Source organism: Silvania confinis, assembly GCF_025564085.1.
Classification (GTDB): Bacteria; Pseudomonadota; Gammaproteobacteria; order Enterobacterales; family Enterobacteriaceae; genus Enterobacter; species Enterobacter confinis.
In genome coordinates, this window is record NZ_JAMGZJ010000072.1 from 13,537 (window position 1) to 33,526 (window position 19,990).

Below are 19,990 nucleotides of genomic sequence, written 5' to 3' on the forward strand. Positions count from 1 at the left end.
GGAAAAAAGTTATCGATACGCGATGGCGTACATTTTTTTAAAGGAATGAAGCAGACGCCTGCGGCGGCGCGCGGGTATCAGGACAAAGCCAGGGGAAGAAGTGCCAGTGGTGAACGACGGGTCGCGGCGGGATCAGCCGCTGTCTGAGCACCCGCGCACTGAGCAGCATGACCAGCACCAGGAATACGCCCGGAACGTGCGTTAACAGCACGCAGTAACCACAGGCTTCGGCGTGGTCGACCGGTAGGCTCTCTGAGGGCATATGATGTTCCGACATCATACTCATATCATGATGCATCCCGGGCATCGCGCTCATGGGATCTTTTTGCAGTGCAACAGAGATCAGCGGCGCAACGACGATCAGCAGGATCGCGAACAGCGCGATATTTACCGCGATGCGTTGCCATGGTGCCTGCTGCTGATTAGTCGTCACATCCCCTCCGTTGAAGCAGGGGTATTGTAAACGATTTATGACGAATTGGTTAATGTGCTTAGCACACAGGGACAAAAAAAGGGCCAGCCTTGCGGCCAGCCCTTTTTATCAGGATGTTGCTTAAGCGGGTCTTAGCCAAGACGCTCTTTGATACGAGCAGACTTACCAGTACGCTCACGCAGGTAGTACAGTTTAGCTTTACGTACAGCACCACGACGTTTAACAGCAATGCTGTCAACTACAGGTGAGTGAGTCTGGAAGACACGCTCAACACCTTCGCCGTTGGAAATTTTACGAACAGTGAATGCAGAGTGCAGACCGCGGTTACGAATAGCGATAACCACGCCCTCGAATGCCTGCAGACGTTTTTTGGAACCTTCAACAACCCATACTTTCACTTCCACGGAATCACCCGGACGGAATGAAGGTACGTCCTGCTTCATCTGCTCTTGTTCAATTTGCTTAATAATGTTGCTCATAATTTAATCTCTTATCCTGGGTAAACTGATATTCGGGGGCCTCAGGCCATCCCATCATGTTTCTGTTGCTGCGCGTGTTCCTTTTTGAACTCGGCCAGCAACTTTGCTTGCTCTTCAGTCAGAGCCAGGTTTTCCAGAAGTTCAGGTCTTCTAAGCCAGGTACGGCCCAGCGACTGCTTCAGACGCCAGCGACGAATCTCGGCATGGTTTCCCGACAGCAAAACCGGCGGTACCTCCATCCCTTCTAACACTTCAGGACGGGTATAGTGTGGGCAGTCCAGCAATCCGTCGGCAAAAGAATCTTCTGTTGCCGAGGCTTCGTGACCCAGAACTCCCGGAATGAACCGGGAAACGGAGTCAATCAGCGTCATCGCCGGTAACTCACCACCGCTGAGAACGTAATCGCCGATAGACCATTCTTCGTCAATCTCGGTCTGAATTACGCGCTCATCTATTCCTTCGTAGCGACCGCACACCAGAATCAGCTTTTGATTCGTTGCCAGTTCGCTGACGCCCGCTTGATCAAGCTTGCGTCCCTGAGGTGACAGATAAATCACCTTTGCGCCTTCACCTGCCGCGGCTTTTGCTGCTGCGATGGCATCCCGTAAGGGTTGTACCATCATGAGCATCCCCGGTCCGCCGCCGTAAGGACGTTCGTCCACGGTACGGTGCCGGTCATGCGTGAAGTCACGTGGACTCCAGCTTTCGATGCTCAGCAGGCCATTTTTTACTGCCCGGCCAGTTACCCCGTAATCAGTAATCGCGCGGAACATTTCAGGAAACAGGCTAATTATGCCAATCCACATAGCGCCGTCTTTTACCGTTTTCAGGAGAATTTAAAAACCAGGATCCCAATCTACTTCAATCGTTTGAGTAGCGAGATCGACTTTCTTGATAACCTGTCCATCGAGGAACGGAACCAACCGCTCCTTGATACCAAACGCATCTTTCAGGTTTGCCTTAATGACGAGAACGTCATTGGATCCGGTTTCCATCATATCGATGACTTTACCCAGACCGTAGCCTTCTGTGGTGACTACCTGGCAACCAATAAGGTCTTTCCAGTAGTAGCCATCATCGAGCTGAGGCAACTGCGACGAATCCACGACAATTTCGCAATTAGTCAGTGCATTCGCGGCATCGCGATCGTCAACGCCTTTCAGCTTGATAACGATGTCCTGATTGTGGTGACGCCAGCTTTCCAGCTCGACCTCTTGCCACTGACCCGCCTTCTGGATAAACCAGGGCTGATAGTCAAAGATGCTATCGGCGTCTTCGGTGGAGGAAAACACTCTGAGCCAGCCACGGATACCGTAGCAAGAACCCATTTTGCCCAATACGATCGGTTCAACAGGTGCTTTTTTGCTCATCATGACCACCGTGACAGATTAAGCTGCTTTGTTTGCAGCTTTGATCAGCGCAGCAACGCGATCGGAAACAGTCGCGCCCAGGCCAACCCAGTGAGCGACACGATCCAGATCCAGACGAGTTTCTTCTTCTGCACCGCTAGCCAGCGGGTTGAAGAAACCAACGCGCTCGATGAAGCGACCGTTGCGTGCATTACGGCTGTCGGTGACAACAACCTGGTAGAACGGACGCTTTTTCGCGCCGTGACGTGCTAAACGAATAGTTACCATAACATCCTCTTGTGTGAATAAAACACCGGGCCCCATCGAGGGACGGAGCCCGGTGTTATATTAAAAGCCCGAAAATTTTACTGATTTCTGGAGAAAATGCAATCAGCATCTCTCAAACAAAGGATATAAGGCGTATATCGGTGCAGCCAGTTTAGTCACGGCGTGCGCGCAAAAAGCGGAGCGTACTCGTAGTACGTGAGCATTTACTCGCTCCGCTCGCCCTTCGGGCCGCCCTAAAGGGCGTTCAAAACACTATAGTGTTTTGTCGAGCACACCCCGAGGCTAAAATGGCAAACAAGATAGCCTTATGCCCTTGTTTTTAACGCCCAGGGAATCCTGGGGGCATCATACCTTTCATGCCGCGCATCATCTTCGCCATGCCGCCCTTCTTCATCTTCTTCATCATGCGCTGCATGTCGTCGAACTGCTTCAGAAGGCGGTTTACGTCCTGTACCTGCATCCCACAACCCGCCGCGATACGGCGTTTACGGGAGCCTTTGATAATTTCTGGCTTCGCACGCTCTTTCAGCGTCATGGAGTTGATAATCGCCTCCATACGCACCAGAACTTTGTCGTCCATCTGCGCTTTTACGTTATCCGGGATCTGGCCCATGCCCGGCAGTTTGCCCATCAGGCTCGCCATGCCGCCCATGTTTTTCATCTGACGCAGCTGTTCCAGGAAGTCGGTCAGATCGAACCCGTCGCCTTTTTTCAGCTTGCTCGCCAGCTTCTCGGCCTGCGCGCGGTCAACTTTGCTCTCGATATCTTCGATCAGCGACAGCACGTCGCCCATACCGAGGATACGAGATGCGATACGGTCCGGGTGGAACGGCTCCAGCGCTTCGGTCTTCTCGCCGACGCCGAGGAACTTAATCGGTTTGCCGGTGATATGACGAATAGAGAGCGCTGCACCGCCGCGGGCGTCGCCGTCCACTTTAGTCAGTACCACACCAGTCAGCGGCAGCGCTTCGTTAAAGGCTTTTGCCGTATTTGCCGCATCCTGGCCGGTCATCGCATCGACAACAAACAGGGTTTCTACCGGATTGATCGCGGCATGGACCTGTTTGATTTCGTCCATCATCGCTTCGTCAACGTGCAGACGACCGGCGGTATCCACCAGCAGCACATCGAAGAATTTCAGCTTCGCTTCTTTCAGCGCCGCATTAACGATGTCGATAGGTTTCTGCGCCACGTCGGACGGGAAGAACTCGACCTCAACCTGTTCAGCCAGCGTTTGCAGCTGTTTGATCGCCGCCGGGCGATAAACGTCGGCAGAAACGACCAGCACTTTTTTCTTGTGCTTCTCGCGCAGGAACTTACCCAGCTTCGCGACGCTGGTGGTTTTACCCGCGCCCTGCAGACCGGCCATCAGCACCACGGCGGGAGGTTGCGCGGCAAGGTTCAGGCTCTGGTTTTCTTCGCCCATCGCCGAAACCAGTTCGCTTCGCACGATTTTGACGAACTCCTGACCCGGGGTCAGGCTCTTATTAACTTCGTGACCAACCGCTTTCTCTTTTACGCGGCTGATAAAATCACGCACTACCGGCAACGCGACGTCTGCTTCAAGCAGCGCCATGCGCACTTCGCGCAGCGTCTCTTTAATGTTGTCTTCGGTAAGGCGTCCACGGCCGCTGATGTTGCGCAGCGAGCGCGACAAACGATCGGTTAAATTATCAAACATTGTCTCTCGCCTGAGGTAGAAACGTTAGGTCGCAGTAGCGACACGTACACAGAATTTTGCCGCAGTATAACATGAAGGCGCCTTTGTTGTTATGCAACGGTTGGAGCAGGCCTCCCGTAACGTTATACTGCCTTTCTTTCTCATTAAGACAACTGTCGACACTCTATGCCTGTTTTCGCACTGATCGCCCTTGTGGCGTACTCTGTCAGCCTCGCGCTGATCATCCCTGGCCTGCTGCAAAAAAACAGCGGCTGGCGGCGAATGGCTATTTTGTCGGCAGTAATCGCGTTGATAAGCCATGCCTTTGCGCTCGAAGCGCGCATTTTGCCGGGCGACGGCAGCGGGCAAAATCTGAGCCTGCTTAACGTCGGCTCCCTGGTCAGCCTGATGATCTGTACGGTGATGACGATCGTGGCCTCAAGAAACCGCGGCTGGCTGCTGCTGCCGATTGTTTATGCCTTTGCGCTGATTAACCTGGCTTTCGCCACCTTCATGCCGAACGAGTTCATCACCCATCTTGAGACCACGCCGGGCATGATGGTGCATATTGGCCTGTCACTTTTCTCATACGCTACCTTGATTATTGCCGCGCTGTACGCGCTGCAGCTGGCGTGGATTGACTACCAGTTGAAGAACAAAAAGCTGGCCTTCAGTACCGAAATGCCGCCGCTGATGAGCATCGAACGCAAGATGTTTCATATCACGCAAATCGGGGTGGTACTGCTGACCCTGACGCTGTGCACCGGCTTGTTTTATATGAAAAATCTTTTCAGCCTCGAGAACATCGACAAAGCCGTGCTCTCTATCATTGCGTGGTTTGTCTATATTGTCCTGTTGTGGGGCCACTATCATGAAGGCTGGCGCGGTCGTCGCGTCGTCTGGTTCAACGTTGCAGGTGCGGGCATTCTGACCCTGGCCTACTTTGGCAGCCGCGTCATCCAGCAAATCGCCAGCTAAGAAACAAAGGAGTTCCCCCTGGAACACATCTCCACTACCACGTTGATCGTTACCCTGATCGTCATGGTGGTTATCTCCGCCTATTTCTCCGGCTCAGAAACCGGCATGATGACGCTGAACCGCTACCGGTTACGCCATCGCGCCAAACAGGGTAATCGCGCCGCCCGCCGTGTCGAAAAACTGCTGCGTAAACCGGATCGCCTGATAAGCCTGGTGCTCATTGGCAATAACCTGGTCAATATTCTCGCCTCCGCGCTGGGCACCATTGTCGGCATGCGCCTGTACGGCAACGCCGGGGTCGCCATAGCCACCGGGGTGCTGACGTTTGTGGTGCTGGTCTTCGCCGAAGTGTTACCAAAAACCATCGCCGCGCTCTATCCCGAAAAGGTCGCCTATCCCAGCAGCGTGTTGCTGGCACCGTTACTGATTCTGATGATGCCGCTGGTGTGGCTACTGAACAGCGTAACGCGGTTGCTGATGCGCATCGTGGGGATCAAAGCCGATGTGGTGATCAGCAGCGCGCTGAGCAAAGACGAATTACGCACCATCGTTCATGAGTCGCGCTCGCAAATCTCGCGCCGCAACCAGGAGATGCTGCTGTCGGTGCTGGATCTCGAAAAGGTGAGCGTCGACGACATCATGGTGCCGCGCAACGAAATCGTCGGCATTGATATCAACGACGACTGGAAAGCCATCGTCCGTCAGCTGACTCACTCCCCGCACGGCCGGATCGTGCTGTACCGGGATTCACTGGACGATACCATCAGCATGCTGCGCGTGCGCGAAGCGTACCGCCTGATGACCGAGAAAAAAGAGTTCACCAAAGAGGTCATGCTGCGCGCAGCGGACGAGATTTATTACATCCCGGAAGGCACGCCGCTCAGCACTCAGTTGGTTAAATTCCAGCGCAATAAAAAGAAAGTCGGCCTGGTGGTCGACGAATACGGTGATATTCAGGGGCTGGTGACGGTAGAGGATATTCTGGAGGAGATAGTGGGCGACTTTACGACCTCGATGTCCCCTTCACTTGCTGAAGAAGTCACGCCGCAAAACGACGGCTCAGTACTTATCGACGGCAGCGCAAACGTACGTGAACTGAATAAAGCCTTTAACTGGCAGATGCCGGAAGACGAAGCCCGCACCATTAACGGCATGATTCTGGAAGCGCTGGAGGAGATCCCGGCGGCAGGCACTCGGGTGCGCATTGGCCAGTATGATATTGATATCCTGGACGTGCAGGACAATATGATTAAGCAGGTAAAAGTGTTGCCGGTAAAACCGCTTCGCGAAAGCGTTGCTGAGTAAGTTTTGTAGGCCGGGTAAGGCGAAGCCGCCACCCGGCGCTACAAGAAGCTAATTAGCCCTTCGCTTTCGCAACCGATACCATCGCTGCGCGAATAGTACGACCGTTCAGGGTATAGCCTTTCTGCATCACCATCAGCACGTTGCCCGCTGCAACATCTTCAGATTCCATCATGGCAATCGCCTGATGCACGTTCGGATCCATTGGCACGTTGGTGTCCGCCACCACTTCCACACCGAACTTCTTCACCACGTCGAGCATGGATTTCAGCGTCAGCTCAATCCCTTCAACCATTGGTGCCATGTCCGGGTTTGTTTTATCCGCCACTTCCAGCGCGCGATCCAGGCTATCGATGACCGGCAGCAGTTCGTTGACGAATTTCTCCAGCGCAAATTTATGCGCCTTTTCAACGTCCAGCTCGGTACGACGACGCAGGTTATCCATATCCGCTTTCACGCGCAGCAGGCTGTCGCGCTCGCGGGTCTGGACTTCGGCCAACTGAGCTTCCAGATTCGCAATTTTTTCATCGCGCGGATCCACCTGCTCAGCACCAGCCTCAGGCTCAACTGCCTCAACCTCTTCGTGCTGCTCCGTGATAATTTCTTCCGGGGCTTGCCCCTCAGGCGTTTTCTGTTCTTTACTACTCATGAATTTCTCCGCGTTTTTTCGCAATCATCTCGCTAACCTGGATTATTATGGGGATCTGTTTCCGGGTTTCAAGGGAGCAAGGCACATTGTCATCATTCATTCGTACAAGGACCTCCAGAATATGAACACGCATTTCAAGTGTATTGGGATTGTTGGACATCCACGTCACCCTACTGCGTTGACGACACATGAAATGCTGTACCGCTGGCTGTGCGCCAAAAAATACGACGTGATTGTCGAACAGCAGATTGCCCAGGAGCTGCAGCTCAAAAACGTGAAAACCGGCACCCTGGCAGAGATTGGTCAGCAGGCCGATCTGGCGGTGGTGGTCGGCGGCGACGGCAATATGCTCGGGGCCGCGCGCACCCTCGCCCGCTACGATATCAAAGTGATTGGCATCAACCGTGGCAACCTGGGTTTTTTAACCGACCTCGACCCGGACAACGCCCAGCAGCAGCTCGCCGACGTGCTGGAAGGCCACTACATCAGTGAGAAACGCTTTTTGCTGGAAGCACAGGTGTGCCAGCAGGATTGCCAGAAACGCATCAGCACCGCCATTAACGAAGTGGTTCTGCATCCGGGCAAAGTGGCGCACATGATTGAGTTTGAAGTCTATATCGATGAAATCTTTGCCTTCTCGCAGCGTTCCGATGGCCTGATTATCTCGACCCCTACCGGTTCGACGGCGTATTCGCTCTCTGCCGGTGGCCCTATCCTGACCCCATCTCTGGATGCCATCACCCTGGTGCCGATGTTCCCGCACACGCTCTCGGCCCGCCCGCTGGTCATTAACAGCAGCAGCAACATTCGCCTGCGCTTTTCGCATCGTCGCAACGATCTGGAGATCAGCTGCGACAGCCAGATCGCGCTGCCGATTCAGGAGGGGGAAGATGTGTTGATCCGCCGCTGTGATTACCATCTGAATTTAATCCATCCCAAAGACTACAGTTATTTCAACACCCTAAGCTCAAAGCTCGGCTGGTCGAAAAAATTGTTCTGAAATAGCATCCAGCACTTTACTGTATAAAAAACCAGTTTATACTGTACACAAACACAGTTATGGTTTTTCATACAGGGGAACAGCTATGCTGGCACAACTGACCATCAGCAACTTCGCTATCGTTCGTGAGCTCGAAATCGATTTTCACAGCGGCATGACGGCCATCACCGGGGAAACCGGTGCGGGTAAATCTATTGCCATTGATGCGCTCGGGCTGTGCCTTGGCGGTCGTGCCGATGGCAACACGGTCCGCGCCGGTGCCAGCCGGGCTGACCTGTGCGCTCGCTTTTCCCTGAAAGACACCCCCGCCGCTCAGCGCTGGCTTGAACAAAATCAGCTGGAAGATGGCCGTGAGTGCTTACTTCGCCGCGTCTTAAGCAGCGACGGGCGCTCACGTGGCTTTATCAACGGTACTTCTGTGCCGCTTTCTCAGCTGCGCGAACTCGGCCAGCTGTTAATCCAGATCCACGGCCAGCATGCCCATCAGCAACTGATTAAGCCCGAACAGCAAAAAGCGTTACTCGACGGCTATGCCGGTGAGTCTGCGCTGACGCAGCGGATGGCTGAACATTATCGTCAGTGGCATCAGAGCTGCCGCGAGCTGGCTCAGCATCAACAGCAGAGCAATGAGCGCACGGCACGCGCCGAGCTGCTGGCCTATCAGTTGAAAGAGCTAAACGAATTCAGCCCGCTGGCGGGTGAGTTTGAACAGATCGACGAAGAGTACAAACGCCTCGCCAACAGCGGCCAGCTGCTCTCGACCAGCCAGCAGGCGCTGAGCTTACTGGCAGACGGTGAAGACGTGAACCTGCAAAGCCAGCTGTATACCGTGCGTCAGCTGATTACCGAGCTGGCAGGCATGGACAGCAAGCTTTCCGGGGTCCTGGATATGCTGGAAGAGGCGGCCATTCAGGTCTCTGAAGCGAGCGATGAGCTGCGCCACTACTGCGAGCGGCTGGACCTGGATCCCAACCGCATGTTTGAACTTGAGCAGCGGATCTCGCGTCAGATCTCCCTGGCACGTAAACACCACGTTTCGCCTGAGGAGCTGCCAACATTCCATCAGGCGCTGCTCGACGAACAGCAGCAGCTGGACGATCAGGCTGACTCGCTGGAAACGCTCTCTCTGGCCGTTAACACCCATCATTGTCAGGCGCTGGAAACCGCAACTGAGCTGCACACTATCCGCCAGCACTATGCCGAGGAACTTAGCCAGCACATCACCGAGAGCATGCACATGCTGTCGATGCCGCACGGCGTATTCACTATTGATGTTAAGTTTGAAGAACATCACCTGACCGCAGAAGGCGCTAACCGCATTGAATTCCGCGTGACCACCAACCCAGGTCAGCCGCTGCAGGCGATCTCTAAAGTGGCCTCCGGCGGTGAACTGTCGCGTATCGCCCTGGCGATTCAGGTGATCACGGCGAAGAAAATGGAAACCCCGGCACTGATCTTCGATGAAGTAGACGTCGGTATCAGCGGCCCAACTGCGGCGGTGGTCGGTAAACTTCTGCGCCAGCTTGGGGAATCCACTCAGGTAATGTGCGTGACCCACTTACCGCAGGTGGCAGGCTGTGGCCATCATCACTTCTATGTCAGTAAAGAAACCGATGGCGAGATGACCGAAACGCACATGCAGCCGCTGGACAAACGTGCCCGTCTGCAGGAGCTGGCGCGCCTGCTGGGCGGCAGCGAAGTCACCCGCAATACGCTGGCAAATGCGAAAGAACTGCTGGCGGCATAAACTTTTTCGGTATCTCAGGGTCATACAGAACAATAAAAACGCCGACAGACCGAGCGCCAAAGGTTTTAATGTGGTGAAAGGTCTATTATCATCGGCATATTACATATGAGCCGTCGCGTCTTGCTCGGGCCGAAAAGGAATCAAATCACTATGCGCTGTAAAATGCTGACCGCTGCCGCAGCGGTTCTTCTGATGTTGACCGCAGGCTGCTCCACTCTGGAACGAGTGGTTTACCGCCCTGACATCAACCAGGGGAACTACCTTGCACCTAACGATGTGTCAAAAATCCGTATTGGCATGACGCAGCAACAGGTCGCATATGCCCTGGGAACACCGATGATGTCCGATCCGTTCGGCACCAACACCTGGTTCTACGTCTTCCGTCAGCAGCCAGGCCATGAAGGCGTGACTCAGCAGACCCTGACGCTGACCTTCAGTAGCAACGGTGCTCTGACCAATATCGACAACAAACCCGCGCTTACCAAGTAGTCAGGTTTGAGAAATGCAAAAAGGTGCTCAATGAGCACCTTTTTTGTTTTCTTCAGCAACGGGGTCAGCCAGCTATTTAGCCGATTTCTCCGCTCGCTGGCGACGCAGCTCTTTCGGATCGGCAATCAGCGGGCGATAGATTTCGACCCGATCGCCATCCTTAACCGTATCGGCCAACTTTACCGGACGGCTGTAAATGCCGACTTTGTTTTTAGCCAGATCGATATCGCTACGCAGCGTCAGCAGACCAGAAGCACGGATCGCCTCTTCAACGGTGGCACCCTCTTCCAGCTTAACGCGTTGCAGGTACTGCTTTTCCGGCAGCGCGTATGCCACTTCCACCACAATGTTAGCCGACACTGTAGACCTCTTTGGCGCGAACCGTGAACGCCTGAACCATATTCGAGGCCAGCTCTTTAAACACGCGGCCAAACGCCAGCTCAATCAGCGCATTGGTGAACTCGAAGTCGAGGTGGAACTCGATCCGGCAGGCATCGGCACTGAGTGGAACAAATTTCCAGCCACCCATCAGCTTCTTGAATGGGCCATCCACCAGATGCATCAAAATACTCTGATTATCGGTCAGGGTATTGCGGGTGGTGAACGTTTTGCTGATCCCGGCTTTAGAAACATCTACCGCCGCCGTCATTTGCGTCGGGCCTGCGTCCAGTACGCGGCTGCCGGTACATCCCGGAATAAACTGCGGATAAGACTGAACGTCGTTCACTAACTGGTACATTTGTTCCACACTGAAGGGGACAAGCGCTGTACGACTAATCTGAGGCATAGCATTTTCCATGATCAAACAACCTACAAATAATAACATTTATCCCTTGTTAAAAAAACGCTGAGCCTCATCTCGTGCTAATATAGCGCGTTAGACCTCACAGGACGCAATGAGGTGACTTTTTGACATCAGATTACCTACGGCTTCACGAAACTTATGACGAAGAAAAAAGCACATAAACCTGGCTCGGCAACCATTGCGCTCAACAAGCGTGCGCGCCATGAATATTTCATTGAAGAAGAATTCGAAGCTGGCCTTGCACTGCAGGGCTGGGAAGTTAAATCGCTGCGTGCGGGTAAAGCCAACATCGGTGATAGCTACGTGATCTTTAAAGACGGCGAAGCCTTTTTGTTTGGCGCGAACTTTACGCCACTGACGGTCGCCTCTTCTCATTACGTTTGCGATCCAACCCGCACCCGTAAGCTGCTGCTGAACAAGCGCGAGCTGGATTCCCTTTTCGGGCGTATGAACCGCGAAGGCTATACCGTACTCGCCTTGTCGCTGTACTGGAAAAACGCCTGGTGCAAAGTGAAAATCGGCGTCGCGAAAGGTAAGAAGCAGCACGACAAGCGTAACGACGCCAAAGATCGCGAATGGCAGGTCGATAAAGCGCGCATTATGAAGCACGCTGGCCGTTAATTCGGGCAACTATTGAGCGATTCAATAAGTTAACGTCCGGACTGGTATCCGGCATGCGAATGCTGGTATACTTGCTGTAACACTATTGGGGCTGATTCTGGATTCGACGGGATTTGCGAAACCCAAGGTGCATGCCGAGGGGCGGTTTGCCTCGTAAAAAGCCGCAAAAAAATAGTCGCAAACGACGAAAACTACGCTTTAGCAGCTTAATAACCTGCTAAGAGCCCTCTCTCCCTAGCTTCCGCTCTTAAGACGGGGATCAAGAGAGGTCAAACCCAAAAGAGATCGCATGGAAGTCCTGCCTGGGGCTGAAGTGCTAAAACTAATCAGGCTAGTTCGTTAGTGGCGTGTCTGTCCGCAGCTGGCGTGCGAATGTAAAGACTGACTAAGCATGTAGTACCGAGGATGTAGAAATTTCGGACGCGGGTTCAACTCCCGCCAGCTCCACCAATTTTAATTGGACAGTGCAAGGACAGCACCTTAGAAAACAGGAAGTTAGCCGTCACGGTAGGACACTGACCAGACAGTAACGTGACAAAAAAAGATACGTAAAGGAGCCGCGGCTCCTGCGCGATAAAAAGCCCGCATCAGCGGGCTTTTTTTATGGTCATATGATAGCTGCTGCTCGCTGATCCATATACCAGACCGGTAGCATTCTGAATATTCAATATCAGTTTGATATACAAGAATTTTTCGAGAATTTCAGCCCGGAATTTAGCAACAAATATCGTGCATTTAAGCCATTGATTTATTGATATTAATAAATAGTTTTGCAGAACATAAATTCTCTAAATTTGATGAATGTTCATGCGTCAGATAGTGGGTTTGTCATCATCATAAAATCTCGTGATGAAGAACGTCACTCGCCCGAACACTTCGACCTCCTCCAGCGCAGCACCCTCGATCGCTTCGCCATCATCGCATATCAGCGACTGTCCCATGAGCTTTGCAAACTGCGTGCGTCCGCCGGAGAGTATTAGCAGCGCATCACCCTGCTTCGGGTGCGTAGCCGGTACGATGATCGCATAGCCAGCTGACGTTTCCAGGATGCGGCTATCTGGCGTCATGCAGATACTGACTGGCGTAAGGCGCTGCTCGATATAGTCGGTAGCCGGTGAAGGGAAGCCCATTAATGCACCCTCCCCATGTTGCGGAGCATCCAGTACCTGTTCTCGCTGAAATCAGGCGTCTTGTCGGTGAAGTCGGGCTGGCAGCGCTCTATCCAGGAATTGGCATCGCTCAGGGTGAAATGCCAGTTCCTGGCGCGCAACTCCCTGATAAAGTCTGCGGTGTGCAGGCACTGATAGCCTTTAGGGTTTTTCTGTATAGCGGCCACAAAAGCGGCGCGAATTTCGTATGGGCGGGGCATGACAAGCACCTCAATTGCTGTTTTTATATACAGTAGTTTTAATGCTGCGGGAGATCAAGGGGGTTTACACAGCGGGCTGTTCTGGCCAGAGGATTTCAGCGGGGTTTGATACATCCACCGCCCACAAGGCATCCAGATAATCCACCCACAAATTATAACTCGTCAGATCGTCACCTTTCAGGCGCCCGATAACCTTATTGACCGGGAAGTCCTTAGGCACTTTAAATGTGCCCTTAACGTAAGGTGCGCGGTGAGTCTCCTTACGGTCGACATCACCAGCCATGCCAATGACGTCATCATTTATCTTGGTGTTCATAGGCACCTCGATACCGCCGGTCAGCGACAGTTGCTGACCGTCAATCTTGAAATAACAAGTACCAGCAATGCGCGACATTATGCGCTCTCCTCTGCATACTGAAGACGGAACTGGTTAAGCAGAGCGAAGACACGCAACTGGTTAACGTAATCAGGCGGGTACAGCACGTTGATGCGGGAAGGTTCATTCGCATCGCGTTCGACGATCAGGTGCGCTTTGAACAGGTCGTAGTTTTCAACAATGCCCTCTCGCTCCATCTGTCGGTATGTGGAAAGCAACTCCCCTTTGATAACCGCCGGGGTAACAATCGCCTGGCCTGGGCCGAAGCGGGTACCGTCGTTTGCCAGTTTATGACGTCCATACTTACTGGTAATAACCGTTTTCAGGCGGCGAAGAACGTACGCACTGGTATGCAGCGTTTCACTGTCCAGATAGCTGTTATCGGCCACGCCGTACGCGTTTTTCTTGTAGGTAGTGATGTCACGCTGGATGCGCAGCACACCGCCTTCGGTGTAGGCCGTTGCAATCCCGTGGGTTAACAGAGACTGCTGCTCTGTTTTGATGAAGCGCTTACCGTTAGGGGGTGGCAGCATGCCTACCAACTCGCCTGTCTGCGTCGGCCGCGCCGGATCGATACGCAAAAAGACAGCCGCGCGGGCGGTTCGGCTTGCCGCCAATTCATCAGCACACGACTGCACTGTTTTCTCGTATCCGGCAATCGTCAGGTGCGGATCGTTAAACATGTCCCCCACAGTAATGAGGTCACTCACCAGTGCAATTTTCGCCGTATACACATGGCCGTAAATCTGCCGCAACCAGCTCCATCGACCGCTGGTATCGTTCATCTCCAGGCTGATGGTATTGATTGACGCAGTATCGTTAAACGGATGACCGATGTAATCGAATGCCTCATCCCCCAATGCGGAGATTGTCCCGGTTAACACCGGAGATCCGGTACCCGATACACCGCTGGCGATCGCAATATTCACACCCGATGGAAGAGTCTCTCCCCCGCCAAAACCGTAGTAGTTCAGCGTAACCGGAATATCATTTGCCCAGGTGCCCTTATGGCGAGCTGTCAGCGTTACAACGCCTGCAGCAGCGGCGGCGGTAAACGGTGTTCGCCCATCAGCGGTAACAGCGCTGGCGATGGATGTAGCAATTGCTGCCACAGCATCACTTGCACTTACCGCAGCCTGAATACGACGATTACCGATATAAAGTGAGACCATGCCTGCAGCCAAGGCAGAGCCCGTCACTGTCAGGGTGAATGTCGCTGAGGTACCGGTTGGCTCTGGCACTGCAACAACCCACAGCTCACCAAACGGGTCAGTCTTACGGTACACTTCGACCATGCGCGCTAACTGACTGCCCGCACCTGCCACGCGGATCGCGTAATCGGCGGTCGGCATGAAAACCAGTTGGTTAGTGGCAATACTGGCGCCGGTATTTGCATGGCCAATCAGCAGCGACGGTGCACTGGTCTGCGCCGTGTTCGCGGCGCTGTTGTCCATCTCAGCATAGAACAGCGGAACGCGGAGATCAGACGGGATGGTATTCATGGACACGGTCATTTAGCGGTCACCTTTTTTTCCGGTTCGCCGACGTTCTCCGGCTGAACAATCTCGATATCCCCGTCAATTTCCCGACGGTACCAGTACTGGCTCTCTTCGACGTTTCGCCCTTCCTCAGGCAAAAGATCGCCGCGGGCAGGGTCAGGGACTGACCGCCCGTTTTTAGGTTTTACAAACATGGTATTCCTCAGGTGGGAAGATTTACTTTCAGGTGGTGTTCGATACTGCCGTCAGGCCCTTTACCGGAATCGATAAAGTCCACGTCAATCGAAAGCGTTTTGAAGTCGTCCAGATTGTTCAGGTCGTCTTGCTGCCGGGTGTCGTCTTCTGTGAGTTCCGTTACTACTGTGAAGTCGAACTGATAACTCAGTTCATGACGATTAACATCGAGCAGGACGCCGCCACCGTATGTAATGGGGTTGCCGCACTCTTCCGGATTCCAGCCGAGCAACGCCTTAAAGAGCATCTGCCTGATGTCATGCACCACATCGTATGAAGCGAACTGGCCACGCTCGTCGCGCTCGTTACTAACAAACACGATCACAGAAAAACTCTCGGTCAGATCCTGCCAGTAATCCGACTGGCTTTTCTGCTCTCCCGGAGAATCGTCACCGGGCACAACATAAGCAGCCGGCAGGCGCATCTTTCCGACATCGGGCAAGTCTTTAAACTGTGCAGCACCCGCCACCCGGCCCTGAAAATGAACACAGCGCGAACGTAATGCAGCAATAATGGGCGTGAGTTTCATCAGCTCCGTTTCTCCGGTTTAAGGGACAGCCGGAGCTCGCGCGCCAGGTAGTAGCGTGTCCATGGACTGTTTTTCTTCAGCGTTTCGACCATAAAGTTATTGCGCGGCGCCATGCGCCAGCCACTGCCTCCGGAGGCACCCCGGTGATGGCTTCGGCGGCGTTTAGCACCACCACGCACGCCATAGAATAAATATGCCGGGTAGAAATCACCGTAGATGAGCCGGTGCCCCTGCCCGTTGCGCTGGTTAGGGGCGATACGCGCCATAAAGCCAGGGCGGCTCTTACTGGCGCGTGGCACAAGGTACCCAATTGATTTAGCCAGGCGACCCGTCTGATAACCGGGGTTTGCGCCAGGCTCCGAACGACCACGAAGCATTACCAGACGGCGCGCATCTCGCATGTGACGCTGGCCGATATGGATGAATGCCCTCCGGACACGCGCCCGGTTGAAGCGCATCTCTTTCGGCTGCTGAAAATCAACGTGAAAAAAGGGACTTCCCATTACTGTTCCCTCCGGTTGTAGCTGGCTGAAAACCCAGCTCAGTACATTCGAGCAGCAAATACCGGCGCTCACCGTTCAGATCGCGCGCCCGCTTAACGCGGTACACCTCGTCACCCTCCACCACTTCGAAATCACTGGTGATCCCGCGGCGCCACCGGATGGTGATGTAGTGCGTGATTACGTTGTCGGTCTGCGCCGTTTCCTGATACGTAGTCGCGCTGGTTTGTATAACCTTTGCCCACGCCCTGAATGACACTGGGTACTCAGGTTCGGTACCGAAATCAGCGGTGGGTTCATCGACTCGCTTGCGTAGCAATATCCGTTTGTCCAGCTCACCCGGATCGGGCAGCAGGTAGGTCGCGCTGGTTTGCGCCTGTCGGAGTTTCATAGGGGTATGAACCGGTATGGCCCGACCAGCCAGGTGAATGACTGCGGCATATCTGTTTTATCAACTTCGGTAACAGACGAGCGATTTTCATAGAAGTGGGTGGACAGCAGCAGCATCCCCAGCCGGATATCATCCGTCATAACCAGCCCATCCGGATCGTTAGCCGGCACCCCTGAATTGGCTGCATAAAGAGTGCGATTCAGAAAGCTCACCGTTCTGGCCTGAACAGCACTACCTATTAACGTCAGCAGCTCATCCTCTTCGGTGTAATCATCCTCTAGCCGAAGCTGAAGCTTAATTTCACTCAGTGTAAGCAGCATATGGATCCCCATGCCCGCCAGATGACGGGCATAAAAAAACCGCTTACGCGGCATCGATTCACAATGGTCTGTATTACGGTGCTTTACCCACCAGCGCCTTGATGGCAGCGGTATCTTCCAGCACGCAGTCGAAACGGTGGAAGGCGAGGAACGCTGTCTGATCATATTCCGCGTAGCGTTCAACCAGGCGCTTAAGGGTCATGTAAGAAACGCGACGCACGATGAAGCGGTTAAAGTCACCGAGGAACATGAATTTTTTACTGGCCGCAATAGAGTCGATCGCCTGGTCAATTACATACGGGATACCCAGCACTGTTGCCGGCGAGCCGCCAACCACATCAGGCAGCCAAAGCGGGCGTTTCTGATCGTCAACCATTTCCTCAACAAACTGCAGTGTTGTGTCGTTGAAAGCCCAGCGGAAATTCGGCCCGCCGCGGTAAGCAGGATCAATCGCATGCTTCAGGTTGTTCATTTCCTGCCATGCAAAAGAGGTGGCGTTACCGGTGGGCACCGTACCGGTGACGGATGTCACCAGGCCTTTAGGCTGCTGCGGCGTGCCAGCACCAGTACCCTGCACGAGATATTTTGCCTCACCGCGACCGATTCGTTGCGCGATTCGGGAAGCCAGATAAGCTTCGATAACCTGGCTCACATTGGTGCGATGAATACTGTGCGAAGCTCAACCACCACGATCGATAAATTGGCCGCAGAGAATGCGTATCTGCTAAACGGCGCAGCACGAGAGCTCAGCACCTCTTGGATGCTTCACAAAACCATGCTTGGCGCTCAGGCTGCATTGGTCTGTGTTGCTCAGGGAGATATCAGAGCGACTCGTGATTGGTTGGAAGGTACAACAGACGAAGCTGGCGCTGAAATTCCTGACGAAATCACCGTTCCGGAGGTTCAGGCATGGTTCGACAGCCAGATGATCAGCAATGACGGCAAAAGTGGATTCCTGACACGCCAGCAGGCAGAAGATTCCATCCGTGCTGAATGCCCAGCTACTGATGCTTTCTTGGCTGATGTGCGTGCACAGGGTGTGGAAGTAGCTATTGCGCATATCGAGCAAACTATATGCCCAAATCATGAAACCATCCTCCGTGAGTTCGCCGCCCAACTTCGCAATGAGGCAGGCCAATGAGCAAAGTCAAAACCCATACCGGCACCATTATCACCAGAGACGGCGAGAAGACCGTGAAACTGCATGAGACCCCGACTACCTGGTGTGTCGGTCAACGTGAAACCTATCGCAAAGAAGACGGACGTCGCAGCGGTGCGCCACTGACAGCTCGTAGGCTTAAGCTGTCAACCATTAAGCCAATCGTCGTAGAAGCACCTCAGCAGGAGGATTCGCAGCCAAAAAAGTAAACCCATGTGGTAATTGTTGTGACTGGGCCCGCAATGGCTGCGGACCTGTATTTTTAAAGAGTGACCGGGTGCAGCCGGTAAAGTGGAGGAATTATGCTGAACCTCGATTGTGTCCCTATCTCGACTTATTGCAGTGAAACTGGCGAGACTCTCGATGCCATCAATAAACGCGTTCAACGTGGTGTGTGGCGGGAAGGAGTTCAGGTTCTAAAAGTGGAAGGCGTTAAGGAGAGATGGATTGATCTAAGTGAGGTAGCTAAATGGGCAAGACAGAGTCGCCTAAACTCCCGCGCGGCGTGACCATCAGAAAACACAGCCAGGGTGAAACCATAAATATCACGTTCACTTTTAAAGGGGTGAAATGTAGAGAGCCCCTTTCCAATTTAGAAGTGAGCAGCAAGAACTTGAAATACGCCGAGCGGACCCTCGGCGAAATTCATAACCAAATTGAGCGTGGAACATTCGTTTATGCTGAATATTTCCCGCGTTCCGCACGGTTAAAATTATTTGGCAATGCGGCCGCAGGTAAGACAATAAAAATGTACTTGGACGAATACATCAACATCTGTGAAACACGAAAACTTTCGCCCTCCACTATTGGCGGTTATAAAAAATGTCGTAGCGCGTTGGTAGCCCTTCATTCACTGCCTGCAAGCGAGCTTACACCGGCGGCAATGAAAGCATGGATCCAAAGCCGAACCACCACGCTAAAGACAATTCGCAACCAGCTTTCTTTCTTGCGTTCAGCGCTTGATGAGGCTGTTACAGATGGTGTGCTACAACTCAACCCGGTATCTCTGGTAACAGCATCCCGTTATCAAAGCGACAAATCGACTGCTGACAGCAACTATATTGTCGATCCGCTTTCACCAGCAGAAGTAGATGCCCTCCTTTTATCTGCCGCTAATAAGCAGTGGGGAAACCTGTTTATGTTCGCTATCCAGACAGGTTTACGCAGCTCGGAATTATGTGCGCTGCGCTGGTGCGATATCGATTTCATCGGGAAGACTGCGCACGTTCAGAACGCGAGTGTAGTAGGGGTTATTAAGGGAACAAAAACAAAGGCTGGTACTCGGAAAATAGAACTTAACGATACGGCAATGGCGGTGTTGGCGAATCAGAAAACTTTTACCTTTTTAAAAGATGCAACGATATTCGAAGATCCGAAAACCAATAAGCCATGGGCCAGCGCAGACGCGATCCGAAAAAAAGCTTGGGTTCCGACTTTACGCAAAGCGGGGATCAGATACCGCAACCCATACCAAACTAGGCATACTTTCGCGACGCGCCACATCAGCCAAGGCACCAACCTTTTCTGGCTAGCTGGTCAGATGGGTCATAAAGGGCCGGAGATGTTGTTCCGGCATTATGGTTCTTACCTCGCTGAATATGATGGTCATACAACGCGGATCACAAAAACAGCGGAAAGTCATAAAAGTTAAAAAAATCTTTTATTTTAATATGTTACGCGAAAACATATCACCCTTGCGTTGGTTTTTTTCCGAAAAATGCTTGTTACTTGCAAGAAGGTTAGCATGATGATAAGGATAGTGTACAATGGTTCATAGATGCTTTAATTGCGATTTTTTGACAGATTTTGTCAT

Annotated in this window: 28 protein-coding genes, 1 other RNA gene and 1 pseudogene; 11 read left to right on the forward strand and 19 right to left on the reverse strand. The window is 53.1% G+C overall.

Translation table 11 applies throughout. The features are described 5' to 3' along the window. Positions 1 to 37: 37 nt before the first annotated feature. The 6 genes from M8013_RS07920 to ffh all read right to left on the reverse strand — a co-directional run bounded on the left by M8013_RS07920 (position 38) and on the right by ffh (position 4,230). Positions 38 to 433: a DUF2946 domain-containing protein gene (locus tag M8013_RS07920; protein WP_271267252.1), complete on the reverse strand. Its 396-nt coding sequence runs from the start codon at positions 431 to 433 to the stop codon at positions 38 to 40. A gap of 131 nt (positions 434 to 564) precedes the next feature. Beyond that, complete coding sequence (rplS, locus tag M8013_RS07925; RefSeq protein ID WP_271267253.1) at positions 565 to 912, reverse strand: 50S ribosomal protein L19; 348 nt, start codon at positions 910 to 912, stop codon at positions 565 to 567. 41 nt (positions 913 to 953) lie between these two features. After that, on the reverse strand, positions 954 to 1,718 hold the full coding sequence (gene trmD, locus M8013_RS07930) for a tRNA (guanosine(37)-N1)-methyltransferase TrmD (RefSeq protein WP_271267254.1): 765 nt from the start codon (positions 1,716 to 1,718) through the stop codon (positions 954 to 956). 30 nt (positions 1,719 to 1,748) lie between these two features. Continuing rightward, positions 1,749 to 2,285 (reverse strand): ribosome maturation factor RimM, encoded by a 537-nt coding sequence (gene rimM, locus M8013_RS07935; RefSeq protein WP_418939528.1) that lies wholly within the window; start codon positions 2,283 to 2,285, stop codon positions 1,749 to 1,751. A 15-nt stretch (positions 2,286 to 2,300) separates the two neighbouring features. After that, on the reverse strand, positions 2,301 to 2,549 hold the full coding sequence (rpsP, locus tag M8013_RS07940; protein WP_059177789.1) for a 30S ribosomal protein S16: 249 nt from the start codon (positions 2,547 to 2,549) through the stop codon (positions 2,301 to 2,303). 319 nt (positions 2,550 to 2,868) lie between these two features. Continuing rightward, the gene (ffh, locus tag M8013_RS07945) at positions 2,869 to 4,230 is read right to left on the reverse strand and encodes a signal recognition particle protein (protein WP_271267255.1); all 1,362 of its coding nucleotides are present in this window, start codon (positions 4,228 to 4,230) and stop codon (positions 2,869 to 2,871) included. Positions 4,231 to 4,395: 165 nt separating this feature from the next. On the opposite strand from ffh, the gene M8013_RS07950 reads away from it, so the two are divergent. Together M8013_RS07950 and M8013_RS07955 are read left to right on the forward strand one after the other, a co-directional pair. Then, positions 4,396 to 5,187 (forward strand): cytochrome C assembly family protein, encoded by a 792-nt coding sequence (locus tag M8013_RS07950; RefSeq protein ID WP_271267256.1) that lies wholly within the window; start codon positions 4,396 to 4,398, stop codon positions 5,185 to 5,187. 18 nt (positions 5,188 to 5,205) lie between these two features. Beyond that, positions 5,206 to 6,492, forward strand: coding sequence for an HlyC/CorC family transporter (locus tag M8013_RS07955; protein ID WP_271267421.1), 1,287 nt, complete (start codon positions 5,206 to 5,208; stop codon positions 6,490 to 6,492). 52 nt (positions 6,493 to 6,544) lie between these two features. On the opposite strand, the gene grpE is transcribed toward M8013_RS07955, so the two are convergent. Further along, entirely contained in the window at positions 6,545 to 7,138 is a 594-nt protein-coding gene (gene grpE, locus M8013_RS07960) for a nucleotide exchange factor GrpE (protein WP_271267257.1), read from the reverse strand. Between the two features lie 121 nt (positions 7,139 to 7,259). Between grpE and nadK the strand changes: the two genes are divergently transcribed. The 3 genes from nadK to bamE all read left to right on the forward strand — a co-directional run bounded on the left by nadK (position 7,260) and on the right by bamE (position 10,374). Next, positions 7,260 to 8,138, forward strand: coding sequence for an NAD(+) kinase (gene nadK / locus M8013_RS07965; RefSeq protein ID WP_271267258.1), 879 nt, complete (start codon positions 7,260 to 7,262; stop codon positions 8,136 to 8,138). 85 nt (positions 8,139 to 8,223) lie between these two features. Then, positions 8,224 to 9,885 (forward strand): DNA repair protein RecN, encoded by a 1,662-nt coding sequence (gene recN, locus M8013_RS07970; protein WP_271267259.1) that lies wholly within the window; start codon positions 8,224 to 8,226, stop codon positions 9,883 to 9,885. Positions 9,886 to 10,035: 150 nt separating this feature from the next. Continuing rightward, a complete protein-coding gene (gene bamE, locus M8013_RS07975) occupies positions 10,036 to 10,374 on the forward strand; it encodes an outer membrane protein assembly factor BamE (protein WP_271267260.1) in 339 nt (112 codons plus the stop codon). A 72-nt stretch (positions 10,375 to 10,446) separates the two neighbouring features. Here bamE and M8013_RS07980 read toward each other — a convergent pair whose 3' ends face one another. Together M8013_RS07980 and M8013_RS07985 are read right to left on the reverse strand one after the other, a co-directional pair. Then, on the reverse strand, positions 10,447 to 10,734 hold the full coding sequence (locus M8013_RS07980; RefSeq protein ID WP_271267261.1) for an RnfH family protein: 288 nt from the start codon (positions 10,732 to 10,734) through the stop codon (positions 10,447 to 10,449). After that, positions 10,724 to 11,161: a type II toxin-antitoxin system RatA family toxin gene (locus M8013_RS07985; protein ID WP_271267262.1), complete on the reverse strand. Its 438-nt coding sequence runs from the start codon at positions 11,159 to 11,161 to the stop codon at positions 10,724 to 10,726. The genes M8013_RS07980 and M8013_RS07985 overlap by 11 nt, the downstream gene beginning before the upstream one ends. 156 nt (positions 11,162 to 11,317) lie before the next feature. Here M8013_RS07985 and smpB point away from each other — a divergent pair, with 156 nt between their 5' ends. Both smpB and ssrA read left to right on the forward strand, forming a co-directional pair. Further along, positions 11,318 to 11,800 (forward strand): SsrA-binding protein SmpB, encoded by a 483-nt coding sequence (gene smpB, locus M8013_RS07990; protein ID WP_271267263.1) that lies wholly within the window; start codon positions 11,318 to 11,320, stop codon positions 11,798 to 11,800. A gap of 87 nt (positions 11,801 to 11,887) precedes the next feature. Further along, positions 11,888 to 12,250, forward strand: a transfer-messenger RNA (tmRNA) gene (gene ssrA, locus M8013_RS07995). 362 nt (positions 12,251 to 12,612) lie between these two features. Here the strand turns inward: ssrA and M8013_RS08000 are convergent. The 10 genes and pseudogenes from M8013_RS08000 to M8013_RS08045 form a co-directional block, all read right to left on the reverse strand. Then, complete coding sequence (locus M8013_RS08000) at positions 12,613 to 12,930, reverse strand: hypothetical protein (protein ID WP_271267264.1); 318 nt, start codon at positions 12,928 to 12,930, stop codon at positions 12,613 to 12,615. Then, complete coding sequence (locus M8013_RS08005) at positions 12,930 to 13,169, reverse strand: hypothetical protein (protein WP_271267265.1); 240 nt, start codon at positions 13,167 to 13,169, stop codon at positions 12,930 to 12,932. Before M8013_RS08005 ends, M8013_RS08000 begins: the two co-directional genes overlap by 1 nt. Before the next feature lie 64 nt (positions 13,170 to 13,233). Further along, positions 13,234 to 13,563 carry a phage tail tube protein gene (locus tag M8013_RS08010; RefSeq protein ID WP_271267266.1) on the reverse strand — a complete coding sequence of 110 codons (330 nt, stop codon included), beginning with the start codon at positions 13,561 to 13,563 and terminating at the stop codon, positions 13,234 to 13,236. Beyond that, positions 13,563 to 15,059 (reverse strand): phage tail sheath subtilisin-like domain-containing protein, encoded by a 1,497-nt coding sequence (locus tag M8013_RS08015; protein ID WP_271267267.1) that lies wholly within the window; start codon positions 15,057 to 15,059, stop codon positions 13,563 to 13,565. The genes M8013_RS08010 and M8013_RS08015 overlap by 1 nt, the downstream gene beginning before the upstream one ends. Then, a complete protein-coding gene (locus M8013_RS08020) occupies positions 15,056 to 15,238 on the reverse strand; it encodes a DUF2635 domain-containing protein (RefSeq protein WP_271267268.1) in 183 nt (60 codons plus the stop codon). The genes M8013_RS08015 and M8013_RS08020 overlap by 4 nt, the downstream gene beginning before the upstream one ends. 8 nt (positions 15,239 to 15,246) lie before the next feature. After that, positions 15,247 to 15,807 carry a phage tail terminator protein gene (locus M8013_RS08025; RefSeq protein WP_271267269.1) on the reverse strand — a complete coding sequence of 187 codons (561 nt, stop codon included), beginning with the start codon at positions 15,805 to 15,807 and terminating at the stop codon, positions 15,247 to 15,249. Beyond that, positions 15,807 to 16,310, reverse strand: a complete 504-nt coding sequence (locus M8013_RS08030) for a hypothetical protein (RefSeq protein ID WP_271267270.1) — start codon at positions 16,308 to 16,310, stop codon at positions 15,807 to 15,809. Before M8013_RS08030 ends, M8013_RS08025 begins: the two co-directional genes overlap by 1 nt. Then, a complete protein-coding gene (locus M8013_RS08035) occupies positions 16,285 to 16,698 on the reverse strand; it encodes a phage head closure protein (protein WP_271267271.1) in 414 nt (137 codons plus the stop codon). The genes M8013_RS08030 and M8013_RS08035 overlap by 26 nt, the downstream gene beginning before the upstream one ends. Further along, positions 16,695 to 17,018: a head-tail connector protein gene (locus M8013_RS08040; protein ID WP_271267272.1), complete on the reverse strand. Its 324-nt coding sequence runs from the start codon at positions 17,016 to 17,018 to the stop codon at positions 16,695 to 16,697. Before M8013_RS08040 ends, M8013_RS08035 begins: the two co-directional genes overlap by 4 nt. Positions 17,019 to 17,091: 73 nt before the next feature. After that, a pseudogene (locus M8013_RS08045) lies at positions 17,092 to 17,658 on the reverse strand (phage major capsid protein); the annotation flags it as partial. A gap of 21 nt (positions 17,659 to 17,679) precedes the next feature. On the opposite strand from M8013_RS08045, the gene M8013_RS08050 reads away from it, so the two are divergent. The 4 genes from M8013_RS08050 (at position 17,680) to M8013_RS08065 (ending at position 19,828) form a co-directional block, all read left to right on the forward strand. Beyond that, entirely contained in the window at positions 17,680 to 18,159 is a 480-nt protein-coding gene (locus tag M8013_RS08050; RefSeq protein WP_271267273.1) for a hypothetical protein, read from the forward strand. After that, positions 18,156 to 18,386: a hypothetical protein gene (locus M8013_RS08055; RefSeq protein ID WP_271267274.1), complete on the forward strand. Its 231-nt coding sequence runs from the start codon at positions 18,156 to 18,158 to the stop codon at positions 18,384 to 18,386. Before M8013_RS08050 ends, M8013_RS08055 begins: the two co-directional genes overlap by 4 nt. Before the next feature lie 93 nt (positions 18,387 to 18,479). Further along, positions 18,480 to 18,686, forward strand: a complete 207-nt coding sequence (locus tag M8013_RS08060) for an excisionase (RefSeq protein ID WP_126125747.1) — start codon at positions 18,480 to 18,482, stop codon at positions 18,684 to 18,686. Further along, on the forward strand, positions 18,647 to 19,828 hold the full coding sequence (locus M8013_RS08065; RefSeq protein ID WP_271267275.1) for a site-specific integrase: 1,182 nt from the start codon (positions 18,647 to 18,649) through the stop codon (positions 19,826 to 19,828). Before M8013_RS08060 ends, M8013_RS08065 begins: the two co-directional genes overlap by 40 nt. Positions 19,829 to 19,990: the final 162 nt, after the last annotated feature.